We start from the raw sequence: 22,205 nt of genomic DNA, 5'->3' as shown, positions 1-22,205 counted from the left end.
CAACGGTTTTTCGTAAACCGTCGGGCAGCTGATTTTGACGTCTCACGGGAGCTAGCCGAACAACATGGCGCGTTTTATTTTCATCACCGGTGGTGTGGTTTCGTCCTTGGGCAAAGGGCTGGCTTCGGCGGCTTTGGGCGCTTTGTTGCAGGCGCGGGGCTACTCGGTTCGCCTGCGCAAGCTGGATCCCTATCTGAACGTTGACCCCGGCACGATGTCGCCATTTGAACATGGCGAAGTGTTCGTCACCGACGACGGGGCCGAGACCGATCTGGACCTTGGCCACTATGAACGTTTTACAGGTGTTGCTGCGCGCAAGACCGACTCGGTGAGCTCGGGTCGGATTTACTCTAACGTGCTCGAGAAAGAACGTCGCGGAGACTACCTGGGCAAGACCATTCAGGTGATCCCCCACGTCACCAACGAGATCAAAGATTTCATCGCCATTGGCGAGGACGAGGTTGATTTCATGCTGTGTGAAATCGGCGGCACCGTGGGCGATATTGAGGGCCTGCCCTTTTTCGAGGCCATCCGTCAGTTCAGTCAGGACAAGCCGCGTGGTCAGTGCATGTTTATGCACCTGACGCTGCTGCCCTACATCAAGGCGTCCGGCGAGCTGAAAACCAAGCCGACCCAGCACTCGGTCAAGGAACTGCGCTCCATCGGTCTGGCACCGGATATTCTTGTGTGCCGCTCGGAAGGCCCGATTCCGAAGAAAGAACGTGAGAAACTGGCCCTGTTCTGCAACGTTCGCCCAGACAGCGTGATCGCGGCGCAGGACCTCAGCACCATCTATGACGCCCCGCTGGCTTATCACCGCGAAGGTCTGGATCAGGCGGTTCTGGACGCGTTCCAGATCAGCCCGGCCCCCAAGCCAGATCTGGCGAAATGGGAAGACGTCAGCGACCGCATCCACAACGCCGAGGGCGAAGTGAAGGTGGCTATCGTCGGCAAATACACCCAATTGGAAGACGCCTATAAATCAATCGCCGAGGCGCTGACCCATGGCGGCATGGCGAACCGTGTCCGCGTAAAGGTCGAGTGGGTCGATGCCGAGGTCTTCGACACCGAAGACGCCGCCCCGCATCTAGAGGGCTTCCACGCAATCCTCGTCCCAGGCGGCTTTGGTGAGCGCGGCACCGAGGGCAAGATCAAGGCGGCCCAATATGCCCGCGAACATAAGGTGCCTTACCTGGGCATTTGTCTGGGCATGCAGATGGCTGTGATCGAGGCCGCCCGCAACGCAGCAGGCATCACCGAGGCCGGGTCCGAAGAATTCGACCACGAGGCCGGGAAAAAGCGTTTTGAACCCGTGGTGTACCATCTGAAAGAATGGGTACAGGGCAACCACAAGGTCGAACGCAAAGTTGGCGACGACAAGGGCGGCACCATGCGTCTGGGCGCTTATGATGCGGTTCTGGCGGATGGATCCAAGGTGGCCGAGGTTTATGGCGGCTCAAATATCGAAGAACGTCACCGTCACCGCTATGAGGTCGACATCAAATATCGGGATAAGTTAGAAAAAGCGGGCCTGAAATTCTCGGGCATGTCACCCGATGGCCGTCTGCCCGAGATTGTCGAATGGTCCGATCATCCATGGTTCATCGGGGTTCAATACCACCCCGAGCTCAAATCCAAACCGTTTGAGCCCCACCCTCTGTTTCGCGACTTCGTACGCGCTGCGAAAGAGACGTCGCGTCTGGTCTAAGTCACCTCAAAGTGAGGGGCGCTTTCGATTTTTCTGTTCGAAACGTCCCTTTGCAGGGTTAACTGTCTTCAAATTTCAAGACAGGAGCCCTGCCATGACCGATCAAACCACCCGCGCCAAGACCTTTGCCGCCCTGCATCAAAAGGGCAATCCGGTGATCCTCTACAATATCTGGGACGCGGGCAGCGCCAAGGCCGTGCAGGATGCCGGGGCCAAAGCCTTGGCCACGGGCAGCGCACCAGTTGCGATGGCGCAGGGTTTCGGGGACGGTCAGAACATTCCTATGGATTATGTGTTGGACAACGCCCGGCGCATCATCGGTGCGGTGGACCTTCCAGTGACGCTGGATTTCGAAGGGGCTTATGCCACGGATGCGGCGGGCATTTCGGATAACGTACAGCGCGCGCTGGAGACCGGGGTCATCGGTTTCAATTTCGAAGATCAGATCATCGGCACCAAGGACCTGTTTGACATCGAAACGCAGGCGACCCGCGTGGCCGCGATGCGCGCGGGTTGTGATGCCGCCGGTATCCCAGCCTTTGTCAACGCGCGGACCGATATCTTCCTTAAGGCGCAGCCGGACACCCATGACGACGCCATGCTGAACGATGCCATCGCCCGAGCCAAAGCCTATGCTGATGCAGGTGCCAGCGGGTTCTTTGCCCCCGGTTTAAAGGATGAAGCAATGATCGGTCGCCTGTGTGAGGCCACGGATCTGCCGGTGAACATCATTGCCCTGCCCGGCACTCCCGACACCGCAACTTTGGCCAAGCTGGGGGTTGCGCGGATCAGCTATGGCCCTGTGCCCTATCGCAAAATGGTGGCATGGCTACAGGAACAGGCCGCAGCGGCCTTGGGCTGACGCCCCGCCACGCAAGGCGACGCCCGGCAAAGAAATGTCAATTTGAGGCTATGGCCTGTAGTCCGTGCTTGGCGGACTACAAAATATGGAATATCCTCACGCTATGTTGAAAAAGTTCTTTCAGGCCTTTCGCCCGCCCCAACACGATGCCCTACCCGACCCCGATGCCGAATTGGCCCTTGGGGCTCTCATGGTGCGGGTCGCGCAAGCGGACCGGGACTATAAACTGGAAGAGATCAGCCTGATCGACCGCATTCTTGCGCGGCTCTATCAGCATAACGCGATCGAGGCCGCCAAGGTTCGCGCCACCTGCGAAAAGCTACACGCTGCCGCGCCAGAAACCGACACGTTCGGCAAGCTGATCCGCGAAACCACAGATCTGCACGAACGCCTCGCCGCGCTTGACGCCTTGTGGGAAGTCGTGTTGGCCGACGGAAAGTCAGATGAGGGAGAGATGAAAATCGTGGAAGAGGCCCGTATTTCGATGGGGCTCAGCTATAATGACAGCCAGACAGCCCGCGAACGGGTGCAAAGGCGCTTGGAAGAGGCTTAGGCCCAATCTATATCTGACCCATGTTCAGTGATTTCTTGTCCCGGCTCACGCAGCCCCAGCCCGACCCACTTGTCGATGATGATGCCCGCCTTGCCCTAACGGCGCTGCTGGTGCGCATCGCGCGGTCTGACAATGACTATGCCGACAGCGAAATGGCGCGAATCGACCGAATTTCCGCCGAACGCTATGGCCTGTCCCCGTTCGAGGCGGCCGGTCTGCGCGCCCGCGCCGAAAACCTTGAGTCCGAGGCCCCCGATACCGTGCGCTTTACCCGCGCCATCAAAGAAGCCGTGGCTTATGACGACCGTCTAGCCGTCGTACAGGCGCTCTGGTCTGTAGCGCTGGCTGATGGGCACCGCACCGGCGAGGAGGACTCGCTGCTACGACTTGTGGTTAGCTTGCTTGGCGTCAGCGATGTGGATTCCGCGCTGGCCAGACAAAAGGCCGCCAAGTCGTGATTGCGATGCTGGGCATGTACGACATGCCCGGCCTGCGGCCTGCCCACGACCGCTTTTGGACCCTGATCCGAGACAATCTGGGCTATGGACCTGTCGAACTGACCCGCGATGTCGACGCCTGGGAGGTTTGGCAAAGCCCTGACCTGTTGTTCGCGCAGACCTGCGGAATGCCCTATCGTACCCATTTGCAAGATCGTGTGCAACTGGTAGGCACACCGGATCATGGGCTTTCGGGATGCCCACCGGGCCACTATCGATCGGTTTTTGTGGCACGAACTCAGGACCCGCGCGACTTGGCCGAACTATCACGTGGTGTTTTTGCCTATAATGAGCCGCTTTCTCAGTCTGGATGGACCGGGCCCTTGGTACACTTAGAGGATTTAGGCCTACGCCCGATGTCTGCTTTGGAAACGGGCGCACATGCCAACTCAGCGCGCGCTGTTGCCGAAGGTCTGGCCGATTTCGCAGCGCTGGATGCGCTAACCTGGTTGATGCTGAAGGAACACACTAAGCTGGGAACCGCATTGCGGGATGTCGAGGCAACAGCCCCCACTCCGGCGCTGCCCTATATCACATCGCGCTCTCAAGATGCGGCCGCCGTAACTCAAGCTGTTCGGCGTGCGATCAACGCCTTATCCCCGCGCGACCGCAATGCATTGCACCTTTTGGATCTGATCGAGATACCGGCCCGGGACTATCTAGCCATCCCCAACCCTTCGCAGGATGCTGCCAAGCTGCTCAATCCCTGATCGATTCGACCAGAACGTCTGGTCAATTTGACGGTTTCAGACCTCATATATGTCATTTGCGCATTGCATTAGGCTGATTTTTAAGCCCTAGTACCGCACCAACACTAATAACACTCAGGTCGCCCGTGACAGATTCCACTCCGGTCATCGAGATCAAGAACCTACACAAAAGCTTCGGCAATCTTGAGGTGCTGAAAGGGGTGGATATTACGGCCAGACGTGGCGATGTCGTATCGCTGATCGGATCGTCCGGGTCCGGAAAATCTACACTACTGCGCTGCTGCAACCTGTTGGAAGACAGCCAACAGGGCGAAATCCTGTTCAAGGGAGAACCGGTTCAGTGGAGCGGTTCGGGCCACAACCGCCGCCCCGCCGACCCCAAACAGGTCCTGCGCATCCGCACCAATCTGTCGATGGTGTTCCAGCAATTCAACCTGTGGTCCCATATGACCATCTTGCAAAACGTGATGGAGGCCCCCGTCACCGTTTTGGGCCGCGACAAGGCCGAAGTTGAGGACAGCGCCCGAAAATACCTGGAAAAAGTGGGCATTGGCGACAAATGTGATGTCTACCCGGCGCAGCTTTCGGGCGGGCAGCAGCAACGCGCCGCCATTGCACGCGGGCTGTGCATGGAGCCCGAGGCCCTGCTGTTTGACGAGCCCACCTCGGCGCTGGACCCCGAACTGGAACAGGAAGTGATTAAGGTGATTAAGGATCTGGCTGCCGAAGGCCGCACCATGATCATCGTGACCCACGACATGAAGATGGCTGCTGATATCTCTAGCCATGTCGTCTTTCTGCATCAGGGCCTCATCGAAGAAGAAGGCCTGCCGGAAGATATCTTCACCACCCCTGAATCCGAACGGCTTCAGGGCTTTCTATCCGCCACTATGGCGGCATAAATTCAGGACAGAACTAAACTGGGGAGTAACCAATGAAAAAACTGATTCTGACCACTGCGGCCTTGGCGCTGAGCGCCGGCATGGCCATGGCGGACACCGTTCGTCTGGGCACCGAAGGCGCCTATGCGCCGTGGAACTTCGTCAACGACGCTGGCGAAATCGACGGGTTCGAGCGTGAACTGGGCGATGAGCTGTGCAAACGCGCAGGTCTGGAATGCGAGTGGGTCAAGAATGACTGGGATTCGATCATTCCGAACCTCGTCTCGGGCAACTACGACGCAATCATCGCCGGCATGTCGATCACCGATGAGCGTGACGAAGTCATCGACTTTACCCAGAACTACACGCCGCCGGATCCGTCGGCCTATATCGCCATGTCTGATGGCGTGGACCTGGCTGGTGGTGTGATCGCCGCCCAGACCGGCACGATTCAGGCGGGTTATGTGGCCGATTCCGGTGCAACTCTGGTTGAGTTCGCCAGCCCCGAGGAAACCATTGCTGCTGTGCGCAACGGCGAAGCGGATGCAGTCCTTGCTGACCGGTCGTTCCTGGCACCCTTTACCGAAGATGGCTCGGGCCTGCTTTTTGTGGGTGACGACGTTCCGCTGGGCGGCGGTGTCGGAATGGGTATCCGCGAATCCGATGGTGAGCTGAAAGAGAAGTTCAACGCGGCCATCCAGTCCATGAAGGACGATGGCAGCCTGAACGCGCTGATCACTAAGTGGGAAGTGTCCTCGACCTTCTGATAAACTCTGCGGCGCGCCTTACTTAGGGCGCGCCGCCTCAGAGCCCTTGCAAGTCAAAGAGGCCCGCCATTTTCTCGTTCTGCACCGATCCCGAAACACTCGGCACGTTCCGTTGGTTTGCCTGTTACCTGACCAACGGTGTGCATTGGCTGTTTTATCTATCCTTCTTCAAGGTCCTGCTGCTGCTGGCGATCACCGCCCCGGTTGCATTGGGGTTCGGCTTTCTGGGGGCCATGGCCGCGCGGTCACATTTTCCACCGCTTGCCATGTTGGGCAAAGGCTATATCGCCATCGTTCGCGGTGTGCCGGATATCGCGTTCTTCATGTTCTTCGTGATAGCGCTGGATCAGGCATTCGAATGGACGCGCCACAAGATTCTTTGCCCCGAATGGACTGACCCCGTTCGACAGGGCAATGATTTCATCGTTTGTCAGGCCGCCAAACTGCCGCTTGGAACTGCACCCGAATGGGTTCACGAGACCTATGGCTTTTTCCTGGCCGTTATTACTTTTTCAATCGTGTTTGGCGCATTTGCCGCCAATGTTCTGTTTGGCGGCATGCGCGCCGTCCCGCATGCGCAACTGGAAACCGCCGAAGCTTACGGTATGACCCGCCGCCAGACATTCTGGCGCATTCTGGTACCACAGATGTGGGTCTACGCCCTGCCCGGCCTGTCGAACCTTTGGATGGTGCTGATCAAAGCCACACCGTTGCTGTTCCTGCTGGGCATCGAAGACATCGTTTATTGGGCCCGCGAACTGGGGTCGTTCAAAAACCCGAAATTCACCCAATACCCGCACGGCGACTGGCGTATGTGGTACTTCCTTGCTCTGCTCGTGTTTTACCTGGGCATGACCCGCGTCTCGGAAATCGGCCTTGAACGGTTGATGCGTCGCCTGTCGCACGGACAAGCCACCGCAGGCGGAGAGCTTCTGCGCAAGGAGACCACCGCATGAGCTGCGTCCAGACCATCCAGGACTATGCGCTTCGCTCGGTCGGCATCGGTGAACGCCTTCTGCCGCGCAATGATTTTACACTATGCGAGCAATTCACCCTGATCGGTTCGGGCATGATCTGGAATATTTATTTCGGGACCATGGCGCTGGCGACCGGGTTCTTTCTGGCTACAGCGCTGGCCGTTGGCAAAGCGTCAAGCAAGAAATGGCTGCGCAAACCGTCCGAGTGGTTCATTTTCCTGTTCCGGGGATCTCCTCTGTTCATCCAGTTTTTCTTTGCCTACTTCTTCTTCCTGTCCCTCAAGCAGAGTTTTCCCTTCTTCGACGCACTGACCTCTGCCTGGCTGGGAGCGTTGATCGTGTTGTTCTGCAACACCGCCGCATATTCAGGCGAGATCTTCTATGGTGCCCTACGCTCGATCCCCAAGGGCGATATTGAGGCTGCAGACGCCTATGGAATGACCGGCTGGTCGCGGTTTCGCCGTATCATTTGGCCGACCATGCTGCGGCTTGCCTGGCCTGCCTACACAAATGAGGCAATCTTTTTGTTCCACGCCACCACGCTGGTCTTCTTCTCGGCCTTCCCAGTCTGGCAACAACGAGGCGATGCGCTTTATTACGCGGGCTATTTCGCGGACAAGACATTCAATCCGTTCATCCCCTACCCTATTCTGGCCTTCTATTTCATTCTGCTGACTCTAGTGGTGATCTGGGGCTTTGGGCTGGTGAACAAACACCTAAACCGGCACCTGCCCGTGGCCAAACGCAGCAAGATGAAGTTGAGACTAAATCTGGCCCGCTGAGACACAGCATTCCTGTCGCGGGCTTTGATGCGGTTCTGGCAGTGGTCCCGAAAGCACGCCACCGCAGAGCGGCCCCGCAGCTTCGCCGGCCAACACCCCGAGGCGTTTCTTCGTGAAGCTCAGAACTTGGAATTTTGATACCACCAAGCCCTTCTGCAGCCTTTGCACCTGTGCTGCCCTGGCGCTTGTCATCTCGGCTCCGTTAACAGCGGCGCTGATGCTGGTATCGTCCATTCCGTTCCTCGTCGGCGAGTCTCAGGCCGGCCCGGTTGTCACACTGGCCTATGTCGGGCTGTCGTTTCTAATGGCAGCTTTTACCCTGCCTTTCATGTTGCCGCTGATATTTTCACTGGTGCCATTCACGGCTCTGTTCCCTCTGGCGGGCGCGGCCCTGTCTTTTCCTTTGATCCGACACGGCCGGATCAAGAAACAGCCGCTCCTGTGGATCTGGGTTGCGCTTTGGCTGATCACCTTCTTTGCAGGAATTCTGTCTGGTAAGATCTCGGTCTAAGGAAAAATCGCCGCCGCGAACAGCAATGCACATGCATTCAGCCGGACAAGCAGCCTTGTAATTATTCAACCGATGATGAGGGAGATGGTACCGCCTCCCTGGCTTGAACAGGGGACCTCTGGATCCACAATCCAGCGCTCTAACCAACTGAGCTAAGGCGGCACTCGTGAGGGGCGATGTACCGAACGCGCCGAGGGAATGCAAGAGGATTAAAGCTGAATTTCCCAGCTTTGTTCGACAAGATCGACCCCGAAAGAATGCACCGGTTTGCTACCCGTCAATTGCCATCCTGTCGCCTGATACAGCGCGCAAGCGGCACGGTGGCTTTCGTGGGTCCATAGCGACATTTTCTCAAACCCAGTGTCGCGGGCGTGGTCCATACAGGTATGCAGCAAGCGCTTACCCAAACCTTTTCCACGCGCCTCGGGCACTAGAAAGAACAGGCGCAGTTTTGCAGTGACCTCATCCAGTCGCACGCAGAAGACACTGCCCAGAGGAACGCCGACCTGTTCCGCGATCCAACCGCGATCACAGGAGGGATCATGGGTTGCCACAAACTCATCCAGTATCTGCTGCACAAGGCGCGCAAAGCTTTTGTCGAACCCTTCATCGCGCTCGTAAAGAAGGCCGTGCTGCGCGACCAGCCACGGAACGTCTGATGGGTGAAAAAGTCTGATCACCGTGTCGTTCATTCCTCATCTGACCCGATCAGCGGCTTGATTCTCAAGTCTTTGCGCGCTAGCACAAACGCTCATCCCCGGAGGCGCAAATGGGTATCAACACCGAACGTGACATTCAGGCCAACCTGCAAATCGGCCCGACCGACCAAGGCATGGTGCGCCTGTTCATCGAGGCTGATGGCGTCGAGATCCCGATGGATTTCGAACCCGACGAGGCTGAAGAAATCGCCGAAGAGATTCGCGCTGCCGCGCAAGCCGCGCTGGCGGTGAAAGGCTAACGCGCTAAAGCCTTGGGTCTCGCAATGCGTGCAGCCTTCGGGCGGCATCGGTTGCAAATTTCTGGATCATCTTCTTCCGGCGCGCCGGAGCCAGCTTATCCTCTGGGGCCATGCGCACGATCTCGGCGTCATAGGCGTCGGCGATGATCAGACCAGTCTCGGCAGGCAACAGCTCGGTCGGGAACTCGGTATCCACGGCCCAGAAGAATCGGTCGCACCACTCCAAATAGCCCTGCCACTTGGAATCCGATTGGTAATCCGCCCGGCTGGATTTGCATTCCACTACCCACAATTCACCCTTGGGGCCCAACCCCATAACGTCCACACGCAACCCGCGCGCCGGCACGAATTCCTCAACAGAAACAAAACCATGCGCGCTGAGATGACGCGCCACGCCGCGTGCTAGCTTCTGGCCGGGTTGTAGATCCAATGTCATTGGGAAAATGTGAACAATTCGTGAACAAATTGCAAGGGTGAGATTGCTGTTGACATGATACCATATGGTATCAAATAATTATGAAACCTAATGGTATCAGATATGAGGAAACGGATGCCTGACCAAATCCAAAACGCGTTTCGCGCGCTTGCGGACCCCACGCGCCGGGACATCGTTCAGATGCTTGCATCGCAGGATATGACAATCGCGCAACTGACAGATTGCTTCGACATGACCCGAGCGGCCGTCAAGAAACACCTGACCGTGTTGTCGGACGGGGGCCTCATCTTGGTCGAAGCTCGGGGGAGAGAACGCATCAACCGTCTTGAACCCAAGGGAATGGCCCCTGTTCTGGATTGGTTGAGCTTCTTTGATCAGTTCTGGGACGAGCGCCTGCGTAACTTGAAAGAAGCCATTGAGAGGAAAGAGACATGACCAACGCAGTTTTGCAAAAGACCATCTTCCTGCGCGCTGAGCCGGACACTGTCTGGGCCTATCTGACCGAACCGGAACGCCTTGCCAAATGGTTTCACAAGCCCGAACGCCCACTGGCAGCAGGACAAAAGCTTGAGATGTTCGGAACCACAAGCGGCGATCTGTTGATCTGGGGAGAGGTGCGCGAGGCGCGCAAGCCGCAGTATCTTGAATATACCTTCACGGTGAAACCGATGGGAGACTCCGTCAGTGTGGTCAAATGGACGTTGGAGCCCGTAGACGGCGGCACACGATTGTCCTTGGTGCACGAAGGCCTGCCGCAGGGCGCCCAGGCTTTCGGCCTGATCCTGGCCCTGGACAACGGTTGGGACGAACATTTCGGCAAGATGCGCAAAGCTCTGCACGAAACTGTTGACGCTTAACCCCTTGTGCCAGCCCGTCAGACGGCCTAACTAAGCGCTTGGCGGGTTCTGCCCTTCTTGTGACTGGTAGCATTCTGGTGGCCTTAAGCAATTCCGAGGGGGCTGGCTCTGTTCAGGTCCTGGCCTGATTACCTGGCGCCCACCTGTACATACAGGTCCTCGGGAATCACACCGCACGGTTGACTGGTGGTCCCGCCACATTTTTCTAAAATTATCAGCGCTCTGCGCGTGAGCCTTGCTTGGCCAGCACAGGTTTGAACACATTAACGACGGGTGATCCACGGCGCGGACCACCCGGCCTTTCCGCCATGCTCATGATCTTGTAGGCGAACTGGACACCTGCAAAAACGATGCCGTTCATGAACCAGATCATGACGAGTGCCACCAACCCAACATCCGAACCCCAAATCAACCCGCGCAGATTGGCCACGTTCACAGCCAACAGCACGCCGACAAATACGGCCGAGATCACAAATCCCCAGATAACCTGTGTGATATAAAGACGGATGAGCTTGGGCATAGCGGCACTCCTTGTTTGGTCACAAGAGTAGCCTTCGGATGCTCTGAGTAAAGGCGTCAGAACGCCTCGGGCTGGGCCTCGCGCGCCATGTGGTCCAGCACAGCGTTCACGAATTTCGGCTCTTTGCCTTCGGGGAAGAAGGCGCGGGCCACGTCGACGAACTCGGTGATGACCACTTTGGGCGGCGTGTCACTCTGGGTCAGTTCGGCCCCGGCAGCGCGGAAAGCGGCGCGCAAGGTCGGGTCGATACGTGCGATGGGCCATTTGGCCACCAGCGCGCGGTCGGTCATCTGGTCGATGGGGGCCTGATAGTTCACGGCGTCCTCGACCAGTTTGCGGAACAGGCGGATATCGCCGTCCAGCATCTCTTCCCCCTCATAAACGGCACCAAACCGGTGATCCAGAAACTCGGTCACGACTGCTTCGGTCGTCTGGCCTGACTGCTCCATCTGGAACAGCGCCTGCACGGCGTAAAGCCGGGCGGCGGACTTCATCAGGCGTTTCTGGTTGGCCGGTTTCGGCGCGTCTGTCTGGGTCATGCTGTCGTGGATCCGTTGCTGTCGCCCGCCACAAGGATGGACTCGGACGGCGGCTTGAAGCCCACGCCCTTTTTGGAAGAGCCCCACTTACGGCTGAGCGCGATCAGATGCAAGGCCGCAGCGGCTGCCCCGCCCCCTTTATTCATCTTTTCTGGATTGGCGCGGACCTCAGCCTGTTCGTCATTCTCAACCGTCAGGATACCGTTACCAATAAGCAAGCCCTGAAGACCCATCAGTTGGATGGCACGACTTGAGTCGTTACAGACAGTTTCATAGTGCGTAGTCTCGCCGCGAATTACGCAGCCCAGCGCAACATAGCCGTCGAAATCGCACTGACGGTCGGCCATTGCGATGGCGGTCGGGATTTCCAGCGCGCCGGGCACTTCGACCACTTCACAGGTGCCGCCTGCGGCCTCGATCTCTGCTTTCGCACCGGCGACCATATTGTCCGCGATAGCGCGGTAGAACGGGGCCACCACCAGCAGCAGCTTCACCGGCTTGTCGAAGGTCGGGGTCGGCAGGACGCCGTGTTTGTCTTGTTCAGCCACGATCAGTCTTCCTTGAGGATTGAGCGGGTGCCGACGATGGACAGGCCAAACGCGTCGAGCCCCAGATATACGGTTTCGGGCGAGTCAGTCAGCAGCACCAGCTCGTGAATGCCCAATTTGGACAGGATCTGAGACCCCAGTCCTGTTTGTTTGATGGTCCGAGGGCCTTCATCCTCGACCGCGTAAAGCGAGTTGCGCGGTTGGCGGAACAGACAGACGACGCCGCGCCCCTCTTCGGCGATCTTCTCCATCGCACGCGGCAGTTCGCGCGAAGATTTAGGCCCGAGGCCCAAGATATCCGGCGCTTCGTGCAAAGCATGGGTGCGGGTCAGAACGGGCTCGGGCGTGGTGATGTCGCCTTTGATCATGACCACATGTTCGATGCCATGAAGCTGGTCAGTGAACAGCCGCATCTCCCATTCGCCACCATATTCCGAATTGACGGTTTCACGCGACGTCTCGACCACCAGATTGTCATTGCGGGATCGGTAGGTGATCAGGTCGCTGATCGTACCGATTTTCATGTCATGGGTTTGTGCGAATTCCACCAGATCGGGCAGACGCGCCATTGTGCCGTCGGGCTTCATGATCTCGCAGATCACGCCCGAAGGATTCAGCCCAGCCAAGCGCGAGATATCCACGGCGGCCTCGGTATGGCCCGCACGCACCAGCACCCCGCCCCGCTTGGCGCGTAGGGGAAACACATGGCCGGGGGTCGCGATGGCCGCCATGGTGTTCTGCTCGTTGATCGCCGTCGCCACGGTCAGCGCCCGGTCAGCGGCGGAAATTCCGGTCGACACACCTTCGCGTGCCTCGATGGACACGGTGAACGCGGTTTCATGACGCGAGGAATTGTTCACCGCCATCATCGGTAGGCCCAGCGCCTCCACACGTTCTGCGGTCATCGGCAGGCAGATCAGGCCGCGCCCATGGGTGGCCATGAAGTTGATCGCCTCGGCATCCGCGAACTCGGCCGCGATGACCAGATCGCCTTCATTCTCACGGTCTTCGTGGTCGACCAGAATATACATCCGGCCTTTGCGCGCCTCTTCGATGATCTCTTCGATCGGGCTGATCGCGTCGCGCAGTTGCGCCTCGACGGGTCCGGGGGTTTCAAAGCTCATTGGGCAGCCTTTCGCAGAGCATGTTTGCACGGGTGGATAGACCACCCCGCGCGCAAAGACCAGTCTGCAAACGTCCCGAACCGGTCAGAACGCGGCGTTTAACTCAGGACATTTCTGCCAAGCGGGCGACGTAGCGAGCCAGCGTGTCGATCTCAAGGTTCACCTTGTCTCCGACCGCAACATCGCCCCAGGTTGTCACCTCTTTGGTATGAGGGATGAAGTTGATGCCAAAGTCACATCCGTCCACGTCATTGACGGTCAAGGACGTCCCGTTCAGCGCAACAGATCCTTTCGGCGCGATGAACCGCGCCAAGTCCTTGGGAGCGCGCAGGGTGACACGCGTACTGTCACCTTCGTCCTGCATGGCCACAATTTCGGCCACGCCATCCACATGGCCGGATACGATATGCCCGCCGAGTTCATCGCCAACTTTCAAGGCGCGTTCAAGGTTGACGCGTTTCCCGAGTTTCCAGCCATCCAGATTGGTCTTCGACACGGTCTCGGCGCTGATCTGGACATCGTACCAGTCATCGCCCAGCGCGATCACAGTCAGGCACACGCCGTCACTGGCAATGGATGCGCCGATATCAATCCCAGCGGTGTCATAGCCCGTCTGAATGCGCGCCCGCAAATCGCCCTGCTGATCTAACTCGGTAATGGTTCCTATATCTGTGACGATCCCAGTGAACATTTTCTTTACCCTTGGTTTGCTAACCTATGACCCGTAGTCCCAGTCGAGGTAAGCGTAACCGCCATGGCGGGCAAGCCCTGCCTTGCCGGGAATGATGGAAACGGGCATAAATTTAGCCATAACACCACACGAGCAGTCCTCATGCCACCAATCACCACAGACGCGGATCAACGCGTCTTTCTGTTCCTGCAAGGACCGCACGGCCCGTTCTTCAACGCGCTAGGGCGGATTTTGCGCAAAACAGGGGCGACGGTGTGGCGCGTGGGGTTCAACGCTGGCGACCGAGCCTTTTGGTTCGAGCGGGCCAGCTATATCCCATTTCGCGGCAGGCCTGAAGATTGGCCGGGCACATTCACCCGACTGATAACGGATCTCGGCGTCACAGATCTGGTGCTTTATGGCGACACGCGACCGATCCACGCGCAGGCTGCCGCAATCGCGCAAGAAAACGGGCTGACAGTGCATGTGTTCGAAGAAGGGTATCTGCGCCCCTGGTGGGTGACGTACGAAAGGGCGGGCTCGAACGGGAACTCGCGGCTTATGTCCATGGATATCACGCAGATGCAGGATGCGTTGGAACAGACTGACACTCAGACATCGCCTCCGCCTGCCCATTGGGGCGACATGCGTGAGCATATTTTCTATGGTGCGCTCTATCATTGGTTCGTCCTGTTTCTGAACCAACGCTACCGTAATTTCCGCCGTCACCGGGAATTACCCGTCTCACGGGAGTTTCTGCTTTATTTCAAACGCTTCATGCTGATGCCCTTCCACAGGCTACAACGCTTTTGGGCCACCCAGCGCGTGCGCCGGACAGGGCAGCCCTACCATCTGGCGTTGCTGCAACTTGGGCATGACAGCTCGGTACAGGCGCATTCGGATTTCAACGGAATGAGCGAGTTTCTGGAACATGTCATTCGCGGTTTTGCCGGAGGTGCACCCTGGCATCACCAACTGGTGGTCAAGGAACATCCTCTGGAAAATCATCGAGAGCCTTTGCGACAACGCACACGCGATCTGGCCCGCTCTTTTGGGGTTGCCGACAGGGTGCACTATGTCCCCGGCGGCAAATTGGCCCGTCTGTTGGATGAGGCCAGCTCGGCCGTGACGATCAACTCGACAGCAGGACAGCAGGTGCTTTGGCGCGGCATACCGCTGCGCATTTTTGGACGGTCGGTCTATGACAAGGCGGAATTCGTCTCGCAACAACCGCTTGAGGCGTTTTTTGCCAATCCCACCCGGCCCGATCTGGACGCCTACCGGAGCTATCGCCGGTTTTTGCTGAAGACCAGCCAAATTCCGGGTGGTTTCTACTCGGTGCGAGGGCGTCGGCAGCTGCTACGCCGAGCGGCGGATTTGATGCTGAACCAATATGATCCCTACCAAACCCTGCTGAACGAGACCGAGAGGCCACAGTTGAAAATCGTGCAAGGACTCAAACGGGTTGAGACTGGAAGTCGTGCGGCGAACCGGTTAGCCTGACACAAACAAAAAAGACTGAGGATATTCGGCAGTGCAGTGCTTTCCCATCCGCTGGGTACGGGGGGTCTCCCTTGTGGCCGCTTTCGGTCTGTTGGCGGCGTGCCAGCTTCCCAAATCTGGTCCTAATAAATCCGAAATATTAGCAGGCTCCACCGCGAATGGAGGCAACGCTTTTGTCGTCGAGGTAGATGACCGCGTCACCAAGGAAACATCGGCCATCCCACAATTCGGGTTCTCAGCAGCCTTTCGCAGCGCGCCAAATCTGACGGCAGACACGGTGCGCCCCGGCGATGTTCTCGGTCTGTCGATTTGGGAAAACGTCGACAACGGCCTTTTGTCGGTTCAGGCGGGCGCGGCCACATCCCTGAACGAAGTGCAGGTCGATAGCGAGGGCTTCATCTTTGTCCCATATGCTGGGCGGGTCCGCGCAGCGGGCAACACTCCGGAACAATTGCGCATCGTCATCACCGACAAGCTGCGCGAGCAAACCCCTGATCCGCAAGTCGAAGTACGCCGCGCTGCGGGGGATGGGTCAACCGTATCTTTGGTTGGCGGTGTGGCGTCTCCCGGCATTTACCCGATCGAACGCCCGACCCGAACGCTCAGTGGGATGCTGTCACGGGCTGGTGGTGTTTCGGTCGGTTCCGATATCGCTCTGGTCACACTAATACGCGGCGATCAGCGGGGGACGGTCTGGTACAACGACTTGTTCAGTGATCCCAATCTGGACGTCGCGCTACGCGCCGGAGATCGCATCTTGATTGAGGCGGACACCCGCTCTTTCGTGGCGCTTGGCGCCACCGGCGGGCAATCGCGGGTAGCCTTTGACAGTCAGGACCTTTCCGCCCTAGAGGCTTTGGCCCAGGTTGGCGGCCTACAATCTCTGTCCTCAGACCCAACCGGTATTTTCGTGCTGCGCAAGGAACGCGAAGAAATCGCACGTGCGGTCATGGGGCAGCCTGATCTGCAAGGGGATCAGCGCATGATCTACCTATTGAACCTCACCGCACCCAACGGGCTGTTCATCGCGCGCGATTTCGTCATCCGCGATGATGACACGATCTATGTCACCGAAGCCCCCTACTCACAGTGGAGCAAGTCCATCTCGCTGATCGCGGGCGGCCTGACACCGCTGGCAAATGTCACAACGCTGACAGGCGGCTGATGTATTCCGGCACAACAGCCGGGGACAGTCGGACCCGACTGCTTGTCTACAACGGCGGGTTTCTGACCCAACGCCGCATCCGCCGAATCCTGACGCTTGCAGGTTACGACATCCGCCTCGGCCTGCCGAAAGACGGCGACTTGGTGGGTGTCTGGGGCGACAGCCCCACCGCGCATCGTGGCCGATGGGTGGCAGAAAGGTATGACGCACCCATCCTGCATGTCGAAGATGCCTTTCTGCGCTCTCTTCATCCCGGTCGAAGCGGAGAAGCCCCTATGGGTCTGTTGCTGGACCGGTCGGGCCTGCATTTCGACCCGTCGCTACCCTCTGAGCTTGAGACACTTCTGGCCACTCACCCGCTGGACGACACCGCCCTTCTGAACCGAGCCCGTAGCGGGATCGAGCGTTTGCGTGACGGACATCTTGGCAAATACTCGGCCTATCACCCGGACATCAAACCACCTGAACCCGGCTATGTTTTGGTCGTTGATCAGGCACGCGATGACGCCTCGGTCAAGGCCAGTGGCGGGGATCTGGCGCGCTTTCGCGAAATGCTGGTGATGGCGCAAGAGGAGAACCCCGGCGCCCGCGTCCTGATCAAAACGCATCCCGAAACCATCCAAGGCCACCGCCCCGGCTATTACTCGGACCAGGATGAGACAGGCCGGGTCACACTGTTCAGCGATCCGATCAGTCCTTGGACCCTGCTGGAAGGTGCCGTTGGCGTTTACACGCTGTCGTCGCAATTCGGGTTCGAGGCCATTTTGGCCGGGCACAAACCGCGTGTCTTTGGCCTGCCATTCTATGCCGGTTGGGGATTGACGCAGGACGAGCCCTACCTGCCCCGTCGCCAGCGCAACTTGACACGACCGCAGCTATTCGCGGCGGCGATGATCTTGTACCCGACATGGTACGACCCATTCCGAGATCAGCTCTGTCAGTTGGAAACCGTTCTGGACACGCTCGAAGCGCAGACCCGCGCATGGCGGCAGGATCACAGAGGGTGGACCGCCTCGGGGATGCGTTTGTGGAAACGTAAACACATCCAACAGATGTTCGGGCGCGAGAAAAAAGTCAGTTTCACCCCGGATATTCCGACGGCGGGCGAACAACCACATATGGTCTGGGCCAATCAAGCCGAGGCGACGGATCACGTTGTGCGTGTCGAGGACGGATTTCTGCGGTCTCGGGGGCTGGGGGCCCGGCTGGTGCCCCCTCTGTCGCTGGCGACGGATGATCTGGGAATCTACTATGATCCAACCCGTCCCAGCCAATTGGAAAACCTGATCGCCCGGCGCGAAACCCTGCGCCCGGATCAGGAGCTGCGCGCCGAGGGGCTGGTGGCGCAGATCATCTCGGGCCAGATCAGCAAATACAACACAGGCGACACCGCCCCCGCCCTGCCCGATGGGCACCGCATTTTGGTTCCAGGTCAGGTCGAGGATGACGCATCGATCCAGCTGGGGGCAAGCGATGTCCGCACCAATGCAGATTTGCTACGCGCTGTGCGCGCCGCCAACCCGGACGCAGTGCTGATCTACAAACCCCATCCTGATGTCGAGGCTGGCCTGCGCAGTGGCAATATCGACGCCCGCGATCTGGCGGACGTCGTCGTCTCGGATACCGATCCGGCCTCATTGTTGGCGCAGGTGCACGAGGTCTGGACCATGACCTCGTTGCTTGGGTTCGAAGCGCTGATGCGTGGGATACCCGTGACCACTCTGGGCGCGCCATTCTATGCAGGTTGGGGATTAACGACCGACCTGGGTTCAGTTCCCGCGCGGCGCGGCGCGCGCCCATCAATGCTGGGGCTGGTCCATGCCGCATTGATAGACTACCCGCGCTATCTTGATCCTGTGACCGGCCTACCCTGCCCCGTCGAAGTTGCGGTTCAACGTCTGTCCGAGGGATATCAAAACGACCGGCCTGGATTACGGGCACTGTCGAAACTACAAGGGCTCTTTGCGACCTACGCGCATCTCTGGCGGCGCTAGCGCAGGGATCTTTCCCAGCGGTGCAGGATATCCGGCCCGATGGCACGGGTTTCCATCAAAGAAAACCGCGGCGCGGCCTCCAGCGTTTCAAGTCCCAGCGCCCCAATCGCGGGCAGCCCCTCGGCCCCGATGGTCAACCCGGCGCTGAAACCGATCAGCTCATCCACGAGATCCTGCGCGAGCAAAGACGCAGCCAAAGCCGAGCCGCCCTCACAAAAGACACGGGTCAAACCGGCCTGCCCAAGTTGCTGCACCAAATCCAAGGGATCAATCTGGTGATCATGTAAGGCGCAGGGGATCAAACGCGCGCCCAACCCCTCCCACGCTTTTGCCCGCTCGGGGTCAGGGGACGGTCCGTGACAGAGCCAGACCGGGATATCCTTGGCCGTTCTGGCCAGTTGCCCCAACAAGGGAAGGTCCAGATGGCGCGAGACCACCACGCGAACTGGTTGCGCCTGGACCCCCAAATCACGCACCGTCAGTGAGGGATCATCCGCCCGTGCGGTCCCAGCGCCCACCATCACCGCATCGTGGCGGGCGCGCATTGCGTGGACGGCCCGGCGCGCGTTGGGGCCGGTAATCCACTGGCTGTGCCCGGACGCCGTGGCAATACGGCCGTCAAAACTGCAGGCCAGCTTGAGCGTTACAAACGGGCGACCCTGCTCGTTCTTCAGGAAAAAGCCCGCGTGATCCCGCTCGGCCTGATCCAAGAGGACACCGGTCGTGACCTCAATTCCAGCGTCGCGCAACATCGCAAAGCCCTGCCCCGCCACGCGCGGATCACTGTCTTCGATGGGTGAGACCACGCGCGAAACGCCCGCAGCAATCAGCGCCTGCGCGCAGGGCGGTGTCTTGCCATGATGCGCACATGGTTCCAGCGAGACATAGGCCGTCGCACCGCGCGCCGCGTCGCCAGCCTGTTTCAGCGCCTCGGTTTCAGCATGCGGGCGACCGCCGGGTTGCGTCCAGCCGCGCCCGACAATCCGACCGTCCCGCACAAGCACACAGCCCACAGACGGGTTAGGCCAGCACATCCCCTGTCCGCGCTGCCCCAAAGACAGGGCCAGCGCCATATATCGCTTATCTGAGTCGCTCACTCGTCCGTCGAAGGCTGCGGCGGGCGCAGTTCGTGGACAAATTCCTCGAAATCATCGGCCGCCTGGAAATTCTTGTATACGCTTGCAAAACGTACATAGGCGACGGTGTCGATCCGTGCCAGAGCTTCCATGACAATCTCGCCGATTTTGTTCGAGGGGATATCCGTCTCGCCCATGCTTTCCAGCCGCCGAACGATGCCCGAGATCATCTGGTCGATACGCTCGGGGTCAATGGGCCGTTTCTGCATCGAAATACGGATCGACCGTTCCAGCTTGTCGCGGTCGAAATCTTCGCGCTTGCCGTTTGTCTTGATCACGACCAGATCGCGCAACTGGACCCGTTCATAGGTGGTAAACCGCCCGCCACATGCCGGGCAAAAGCGACGTCTGCGGATCGCAACGTGATCCTCAGCCGGGCGTGAATCTTTCACCTGTGTGTCAATATTTCCGCAAAACGGGCAGCGCATCCGCCGTCTCCTCGTCCCTATATCCGCCTCTTTTGTAAGCGCTGTGGCTTACTTATCCACAACTATAGGGCAGCCGCTAGGGTTTGGGTAGTCGGAAAATTTTACCGCAATATCCTGATTCTAAGCAAAATGCGCCGCGACCTTGCGGGTATGCGGCTGGGAGCGATGTTCAAAAACGTAGATTCCTTGCCACGTTCCCAGAACCGGGCGACCGTTCGCCACCGGGACAGTCAGCGACACAGGCAATAAGGCTGCCTTGATATGCGCAGGCATATCGTCTGGGCCCTCATAAGTGTGCCGCAAGTAAGACATCGATGGATGGTTCGAGGGCGGCACCAGCCGTTGAAAAAAAGCATTCATGTCCGTCTGCACCTCGGGGTCTGCGTTCTCCTGTATCACCAGAGAACACGACGTATGGCGCACGAACAGGGTCAAAAGCCCGTCTGCTTGGACCGAGTTGAGCCAGTTACACACGTCGTGGGTGAATTCATACAAACCCGGTCCGCGCGTCGAAATAATAAACTCGGTCTGCAAGACGGCGCTAGACTCCGTTAGTCGTCAAAGATTTGGCGACGGTAGCACAGCGAATTGGCACTTTGAACCGATCTGCTTTGACCGGCGACAAACCCGACAGACACAGTCTTGGTCGGGGTGCTGACACCCGCTGGCGGATTGATCGAGAATTGGACCGCCGTACGACGACCGGTCGCTTCGCTGGGACCATAGCCGCGCACAACATAGATCGGCTGTTTCCAACCCGCACCCAATGTTCTGCGCGCGTAATCCGCAGCGGCGCACCAATATCCGTCCACATCAGTTCGACCGCGCGGGATCACTTCGTAAACGTTGCTGTTGACGGACGCGATTTGGTACCCAAGTCGTGCAAATCCCGTCGCTGAGACCGGCGTACTCAGCACCACTGCCGCCACAGCGGCATATGTCATAACCTGTTTCATAATCATACTCTTTCCTGTTACGAGGTAAGACTGGAAATAGTATACGCTGCTTGCAGTCAAAGGCGGTTCACGATCAATTCAGCCTCAGTCGGGGCTTGCGTGATCCGGCGTTAGCCATCCGTGATATCGGATGAGCAGTCCCAATACGGGCAATCTGGCCGAAACGTCAAAACGGAACCGACCCGCCGCGTCCTGCCATTCGACAGTCGAGGATTTGGGCACCAAAACACCCGGACATGGCACCCCGAAAACAGACAAGCCCTGAATTTTCAACTTCAGTTCTGCGCCGTTCCATATCGGTTTTAGCCAAAATGTCAGTACGCCCGCCTTTTCACAGACCAACATGGTCTTTGGATCAAACCGAATTGACGATTGCATCAGATGCCCGGCAAAATCTCGCGTCCAAAACCACGTCTCATTGTCCTGTCGGGTCACGATGCGGATCGCAATGTCGCTAGCCACGGGTGGGAACCTACCCAGCCATAGCGCTGATCTTACGACCCAACTTGTTCCGGCCTCGACCGAACAACGCCCTGAAAACTTGCCAGGATGCCCGTGCAGAGCACGAAGCGCGCCAGGCAAATCGGAATGCGTTGGCAGGGCTTGCCAGAACGGGTCCAATCAGAACCCTCCGGGCAGAAAACGCGTGCGGACTGCCGCGTCTGGTATCAGGCAGCTAGGCCTTTGCCCGAATAGCCTGTAGCGGTTACGCGCGACTGCAAAATAGACCGGGTCTTTCATAATTCTTGGCAAAAAGCGGCACAGCCCAAGAACCGGCCACAAACCTGGCAAAGCCCGCATAGCTGCAGCAAAAGCATCCAGACGTTGGAACACCTGGCCATCAACAATGACCAGATTGGTCTCAAAATCCTCGGTTGGCAGGCCAAGGCTGATATACATCTGCTGCCCCAGCGGCGACTGCGCCGTGACGAATTTGAACCGAGCCAGCCTATCGTGTCTTAGCATGAACTGAAAAAAACCAGCACACAGGACACATTCGCCGTCGAAAACGATTACGTCCTGGTCTTTCGTCACGCTGGTCAGATCAAAATGCTGCATGTCGCCCTTTTCACGCCAGTTTTGCGCTGGTTGCGTGAATGGAGCAATGCGACACAATTGGACA

The 22,205-nt window shown here is 58.4% G+C and carries 29 protein-coding genes and 1 tRNA gene; 16 read left to right on the top strand and 14 right to left on the bottom strand.

From position 1 onward, the window contains the following. The first annotated feature begins 64 nt into the window (after positions 1-64). From GOV80_RS09805 to GOV80_RS09760, 10 genes are all read left to right on the top strand, one after another. Positions 65-1,708, top strand: a complete 1,644-nt coding sequence (locus GOV80_RS09805; RefSeq protein ID WP_170769366.1) for a CTP synthase — start codon at positions 65-67, stop codon at positions 1,706-1,708. A 94-nt stretch (positions 1,709-1,802) separates the two neighbouring features. Next, positions 1,803-2,570: an isocitrate lyase/PEP mutase family protein gene (locus GOV80_RS09800; protein ID WP_170784342.1), complete on the top strand. Its 768-nt coding sequence runs from the start codon at positions 1,803-1,805 to the stop codon at positions 2,568-2,570. A 103-nt stretch (positions 2,571-2,673) separates the two neighbouring features. Further along, positions 2,674-3,123, top strand: coding sequence for a tellurite resistance TerB family protein (locus GOV80_RS09795; RefSeq protein ID WP_170769836.1), 450 nt, complete (start codon positions 2,674-2,676; stop codon positions 3,121-3,123). 20 nt (positions 3,124-3,143) lie between these two features. Beyond that, complete coding sequence (locus tag GOV80_RS09790) at positions 3,144-3,581, top strand: tellurite resistance TerB family protein (RefSeq protein ID WP_170784341.1); 438 nt, start codon at positions 3,144-3,146, stop codon at positions 3,579-3,581. A 5-nt stretch (positions 3,582-3,586) separates the two neighbouring features. After that, a complete protein-coding gene (locus GOV80_RS09785) occupies positions 3,587-4,330 on the top strand; it encodes a phosphate/phosphite/phosphonate ABC transporter substrate-binding protein (RefSeq protein WP_170784683.1) in 744 nt (247 codons plus the stop codon). A gap of 125 nt (positions 4,331-4,455) precedes the next feature. Beyond that, positions 4,456-5,232, top strand: a complete 777-nt coding sequence (locus tag GOV80_RS09780; RefSeq protein WP_170769362.1) for an ABC transporter ATP-binding protein — start codon at positions 4,456-4,458, stop codon at positions 5,230-5,232. 32 nt (positions 5,233-5,264) lie between these two features. Further along, positions 5,265-5,978 carry a transporter substrate-binding domain-containing protein gene (locus tag GOV80_RS09775; RefSeq protein WP_170769361.1) on the top strand — a complete coding sequence of 238 codons (714 nt, stop codon included), beginning with the start codon at positions 5,265-5,267 and terminating at the stop codon, positions 5,976-5,978. Positions 5,979-6,046: 68 nt separating this feature from the next. Next, complete coding sequence (locus GOV80_RS09770) at positions 6,047-6,934, top strand: ABC transporter permease (protein WP_170769835.1); 888 nt, start codon at positions 6,047-6,049, stop codon at positions 6,932-6,934. Beyond that, a complete protein-coding gene (locus tag GOV80_RS09765) occupies positions 6,931-7,737 on the top strand; it encodes an ABC transporter permease (RefSeq protein ID WP_170784340.1) in 807 nt (268 codons plus the stop codon). The genes GOV80_RS09770 and GOV80_RS09765 overlap by 4 nt, the downstream gene beginning before the upstream one ends. Before the next feature lie 112 nt (positions 7,738-7,849). Next, positions 7,850-8,248, top strand: coding sequence for a hypothetical protein (locus GOV80_RS09760; protein WP_170784339.1), 399 nt, complete (start codon positions 7,850-7,852; stop codon positions 8,246-8,248). A gap of 85 nt (positions 8,249-8,333) precedes the next feature. Here the strand turns inward: GOV80_RS09760 and GOV80_RS09755 are convergent. Together GOV80_RS09755 and GOV80_RS09750 are read right to left on the bottom strand one after the other, a co-directional pair. Next, a tRNA-His gene (locus GOV80_RS09755) sits at positions 8,334-8,410 on the bottom strand. A 47-nt stretch (positions 8,411-8,457) separates the two neighbouring features. Beyond that, positions 8,458-8,940: a GNAT family N-acetyltransferase gene (locus tag GOV80_RS09750; RefSeq protein WP_170784337.1), complete on the bottom strand. Its 483-nt coding sequence runs from the start codon at positions 8,938-8,940 to the stop codon at positions 8,458-8,460. A 77-nt stretch (positions 8,941-9,017) separates the two neighbouring features. Between GOV80_RS09750 and GOV80_RS09745 the strand changes: the two genes are divergently transcribed. After that, positions 9,018-9,206 carry a DUF6324 family protein gene (locus GOV80_RS09745; RefSeq protein ID WP_170769357.1) on the top strand — a complete coding sequence of 63 codons (189 nt, stop codon included), beginning with the start codon at positions 9,018-9,020 and terminating at the stop codon, positions 9,204-9,206. 4 nt (positions 9,207-9,210) lie between these two features. Here the strand turns inward: GOV80_RS09745 and GOV80_RS09740 are convergent, their stop codons facing one another. Beyond that, entirely contained in the window at positions 9,211-9,642 is a 432-nt protein-coding gene (locus GOV80_RS09740) for an MmcB family DNA repair protein (protein WP_170784335.1), read from the bottom strand. A gap of 114 nt (positions 9,643-9,756) precedes the next feature. Between GOV80_RS09740 and GOV80_RS09735 the strand changes: the two genes are divergently transcribed. Together GOV80_RS09735 and GOV80_RS09730 are read left to right on the top strand one after the other, a co-directional pair. After that, positions 9,757-10,077, top strand: a complete 321-nt coding sequence (locus GOV80_RS09735) for an ArsR/SmtB family transcription factor (protein ID WP_170784333.1) — start codon at positions 9,757-9,759, stop codon at positions 10,075-10,077. Continuing rightward, positions 10,074-10,499: an SRPBCC family protein gene (locus GOV80_RS09730; protein ID WP_170784331.1), complete on the top strand. Its 426-nt coding sequence runs from the start codon at positions 10,074-10,076 to the stop codon at positions 10,497-10,499. The genes GOV80_RS09735 and GOV80_RS09730 overlap by 4 nt, the downstream gene beginning before the upstream one ends. Positions 10,500-10,713: 214 nt before the next feature. On the opposite strand, the gene GOV80_RS09725 is transcribed toward GOV80_RS09730, so the two are convergent. The 5 genes from GOV80_RS09725 to GOV80_RS09705 form a co-directional block, all read right to left on the bottom strand. After that, on the bottom strand, positions 10,714-11,019 hold the full coding sequence (locus GOV80_RS09725) for a hypothetical protein (RefSeq protein WP_170352750.1): 306 nt from the start codon (positions 11,017-11,019) through the stop codon (positions 10,714-10,716). Positions 11,020-11,075: 56 nt separating this feature from the next. Beyond that, positions 11,076-11,558, bottom strand: a complete 483-nt coding sequence (gene nusB / locus GOV80_RS09720; protein ID WP_170784329.1) for a transcription antitermination factor NusB — start codon at positions 11,556-11,558, stop codon at positions 11,076-11,078. After that, positions 11,555-12,106, bottom strand: coding sequence for a 6,7-dimethyl-8-ribityllumazine synthase (locus GOV80_RS09715; protein WP_170769351.1), 552 nt, complete (start codon positions 12,104-12,106; stop codon positions 11,555-11,557). Before GOV80_RS09715 ends, nusB begins: the two co-directional genes overlap by 4 nt. 2 nt (positions 12,107-12,108) lie before the next feature. Continuing rightward, positions 12,109-13,230 carry a 3,4-dihydroxy-2-butanone-4-phosphate synthase gene (ribB, locus tag GOV80_RS09710; protein WP_170769350.1) on the bottom strand — a complete coding sequence of 374 codons (1,122 nt, stop codon included), beginning with the start codon at positions 13,228-13,230 and terminating at the stop codon, positions 12,109-12,111. 103 nt (positions 13,231-13,333) lie between these two features. Next, a complete protein-coding gene (locus GOV80_RS09705) occupies positions 13,334-13,921 on the bottom strand; it encodes a riboflavin synthase (protein WP_170769349.1) in 588 nt (195 codons plus the stop codon). A gap of 141 nt (positions 13,922-14,062) precedes the next feature. On the opposite strand from GOV80_RS09705, the gene GOV80_RS09700 reads away from it, so the two are divergent. The 3 genes from GOV80_RS09700 to GOV80_RS09690 are packed head-to-tail and all read left to right on the top strand — an operon-like array spanning position 14,063 to position 18,562. Then, positions 14,063-15,403 carry a capsule biosynthesis protein gene (locus GOV80_RS09700; RefSeq protein WP_170784325.1) on the top strand — a complete coding sequence of 447 codons (1,341 nt, stop codon included), beginning with the start codon at positions 14,063-14,065 and terminating at the stop codon, positions 15,401-15,403. A 31-nt stretch (positions 15,404-15,434) separates the two neighbouring features. Then, positions 15,435-16,568 carry a polysaccharide biosynthesis/export family protein gene (locus GOV80_RS09695; protein WP_170784323.1) on the top strand — a complete coding sequence of 378 codons (1,134 nt, stop codon included), beginning with the start codon at positions 15,435-15,437 and terminating at the stop codon, positions 16,566-16,568. After that, positions 16,568-18,562 (top strand): capsular polysaccharide biosynthesis protein, encoded by a 1,995-nt coding sequence (locus GOV80_RS09690; protein ID WP_170784321.1) that lies wholly within the window; start codon positions 16,568-16,570, stop codon positions 18,560-18,562. The genes GOV80_RS09695 and GOV80_RS09690 overlap by 1 nt, the downstream gene beginning before the upstream one ends. On the opposite strand, the gene ribD is transcribed toward GOV80_RS09690, so the two are convergent. The 6 genes from ribD to GOV80_RS09660 form a co-directional block, all read right to left on the bottom strand. Then, positions 18,559-19,659: a bifunctional diaminohydroxyphosphoribosylaminopyrimidine deaminase/5-amino-6-(5-phosphoribosylamino)uracil reductase RibD gene (ribD, locus tag GOV80_RS09685; protein WP_336510145.1), complete on the bottom strand. Its 1,101-nt coding sequence runs from the start codon at positions 19,657-19,659 to the stop codon at positions 18,559-18,561. The two genes, GOV80_RS09690 and ribD, sit on opposite strands and share 4 nt — an antisense overlap. Beyond that, complete coding sequence (gene nrdR / locus GOV80_RS09680) at positions 19,656-20,126, bottom strand: transcriptional regulator NrdR (protein WP_008756450.1); 471 nt, start codon at positions 20,124-20,126, stop codon at positions 19,656-19,658. Before nrdR ends, ribD begins: the two co-directional genes overlap by 4 nt. Before the next feature lie 120 nt (positions 20,127-20,246). After that, positions 20,247-20,660, bottom strand: coding sequence for a secondary thiamine-phosphate synthase enzyme YjbQ (locus GOV80_RS09675; RefSeq protein ID WP_170784319.1), 414 nt, complete (start codon positions 20,658-20,660; stop codon positions 20,247-20,249). Between the two features lie 17 nt (positions 20,661-20,677). Further along, positions 20,678-21,082 (bottom strand): hypothetical protein, encoded by a 405-nt coding sequence (locus GOV80_RS09670; protein WP_170784317.1) that lies wholly within the window; start codon positions 21,080-21,082, stop codon positions 20,678-20,680. 84 nt (positions 21,083-21,166) lie between these two features. Further along, positions 21,167-21,664 (bottom strand): DUF4166 domain-containing protein, encoded by a 498-nt coding sequence (locus tag GOV80_RS09665; RefSeq protein WP_237215785.1) that lies wholly within the window; start codon positions 21,662-21,664, stop codon positions 21,167-21,169. Between the two features lie 39 nt (positions 21,665-21,703). Beyond that, complete coding sequence (locus tag GOV80_RS09660; protein ID WP_170784313.1) at positions 21,704-22,141, bottom strand: thiol-disulfide oxidoreductase DCC family protein; 438 nt, start codon at positions 22,139-22,141, stop codon at positions 21,704-21,706. Between the last annotated feature and the right edge of the window lie 64 nt (positions 22,142-22,205).

The sequence above is a fragment of the Ruegeria lacuscaerulensis genome (assembly GCF_013034685.1).
GTDB lineage: Bacteria > Pseudomonadota > Alphaproteobacteria > Rhodobacterales > Rhodobacteraceae > Ruegeria > Ruegeria lacuscaerulensis_B.
The sequence above is the reverse complement of the archived record's forward strand: the minus strand, read 5'-3'. Positions and strand labels throughout refer to the sequence as shown.

What these genes read in the sequence shown, in the direction of transcription:
- GOV80_RS09735 (WP_170784333.1), top strand. Translation starts at nt 9,757, where the DNA reads ATGCCTGACCAAATCCAAAACGCGTTTCGCGCGCTTGCGGACCCCACG.
- nusB (WP_170784329.1), bottom strand. Translation starts at nt 11,558, where the DNA reads ATGACCCAGACAGACGCGCCGAAACCGGCCAACCAGAAACGCCTGATG.
- GOV80_RS09800 (WP_170784342.1), top strand. Translation starts at nt 1,803, where the DNA reads ATGACCGATCAAACCACCCGCGCCAAGACCTTTGCCGCCCTGCATCAA.
- ribB (WP_170769350.1), bottom strand. Translation starts at nt 13,230, where the DNA reads ATGAGCTTTGAAACCCCCGGACCCGTCGAGGCGCAACTGCGCGACGCG.
- GOV80_RS09745 (WP_170769357.1), top strand. Translation starts at nt 9,018, where the DNA reads ATGGGTATCAACACCGAACGTGACATTCAGGCCAACCTGCAAATCGGC.
- GOV80_RS09790 (WP_170784341.1), top strand. Translation starts at nt 3,144, where the DNA reads ATGTTCAGTGATTTCTTGTCCCGGCTCACGCAGCCCCAGCCCGACCCA.
- GOV80_RS09730 (WP_170784331.1), top strand. Translation starts at nt 10,074, where the DNA reads ATGACCAACGCAGTTTTGCAAAAGACCATCTTCCTGCGCGCTGAGCCG.
- GOV80_RS09725 (WP_170352750.1), bottom strand. Translation starts at nt 11,019, where the DNA reads ATGCCCAAGCTCATCCGTCTTTATATCACACAGGTTATCTGGGGATTT.
- GOV80_RS09700 (WP_170784325.1), top strand. Translation starts at nt 14,063, where the DNA reads ATGCCACCAATCACCACAGACGCGGATCAACGCGTCTTTCTGTTCCTG.
- GOV80_RS09705 (WP_170769349.1), bottom strand. Translation starts at nt 13,921, where the DNA reads ATGTTCACTGGGATCGTCACAGATATAGGAACCATTACCGAGTTAGAT.
- nrdR (WP_008756450.1), bottom strand. Translation starts at nt 20,126, where the DNA reads ATGCGCTGCCCGTTTTGCGGAAATATTGACACACAGGTGAAAGATTCA.
- GOV80_RS09750 (WP_170784337.1), bottom strand. Translation starts at nt 8,940, where the DNA reads ATGAACGACACGGTGATCAGACTTTTTCACCCATCAGACGTTCCGTGG.
- GOV80_RS09775 (WP_170769361.1), top strand. Translation starts at nt 5,265, where the DNA reads ATGAAAAAACTGATTCTGACCACTGCGGCCTTGGCGCTGAGCGCCGGC.
- GOV80_RS09740 (WP_170784335.1), bottom strand. Translation starts at nt 9,642, where the DNA reads ATGACATTGGATCTACAACCCGGCCAGAAGCTAGCACGCGGCGTGGCG.
- GOV80_RS09660 (WP_170784313.1), bottom strand. Translation starts at nt 22,141, where the DNA reads ATGCAGCATTTTGATCTGACCAGCGTGACGAAAGACCAGGACGTAATC.
- GOV80_RS09765 (WP_170784340.1), top strand. Translation starts at nt 6,931, where the DNA reads ATGAGCTGCGTCCAGACCATCCAGGACTATGCGCTTCGCTCGGTCGGC.
- GOV80_RS09795 (WP_170769836.1), top strand. Translation starts at nt 2,674, where the DNA reads ATGTTGAAAAAGTTCTTTCAGGCCTTTCGCCCGCCCCAACACGATGCC.
- GOV80_RS09670 (WP_170784317.1), bottom strand. Translation starts at nt 21,082, where the DNA reads ATGAAACAGGTTATGACATATGCCGCTGTGGCGGCAGTGGTGCTGAGT.
- GOV80_RS09785 (WP_170784683.1), top strand. Translation starts at nt 3,587, where the DNA reads ATGCTGGGCATGTACGACATGCCCGGCCTGCGGCCTGCCCACGACCGC.
- GOV80_RS09805 (WP_170769366.1), top strand. Translation starts at nt 65, where the DNA reads ATGGCGCGTTTTATTTTCATCACCGGTGGTGTGGTTTCGTCCTTGGGC.
- GOV80_RS09690 (WP_170784321.1), top strand. Translation starts at nt 16,568, where the DNA reads ATGTATTCCGGCACAACAGCCGGGGACAGTCGGACCCGACTGCTTGTC.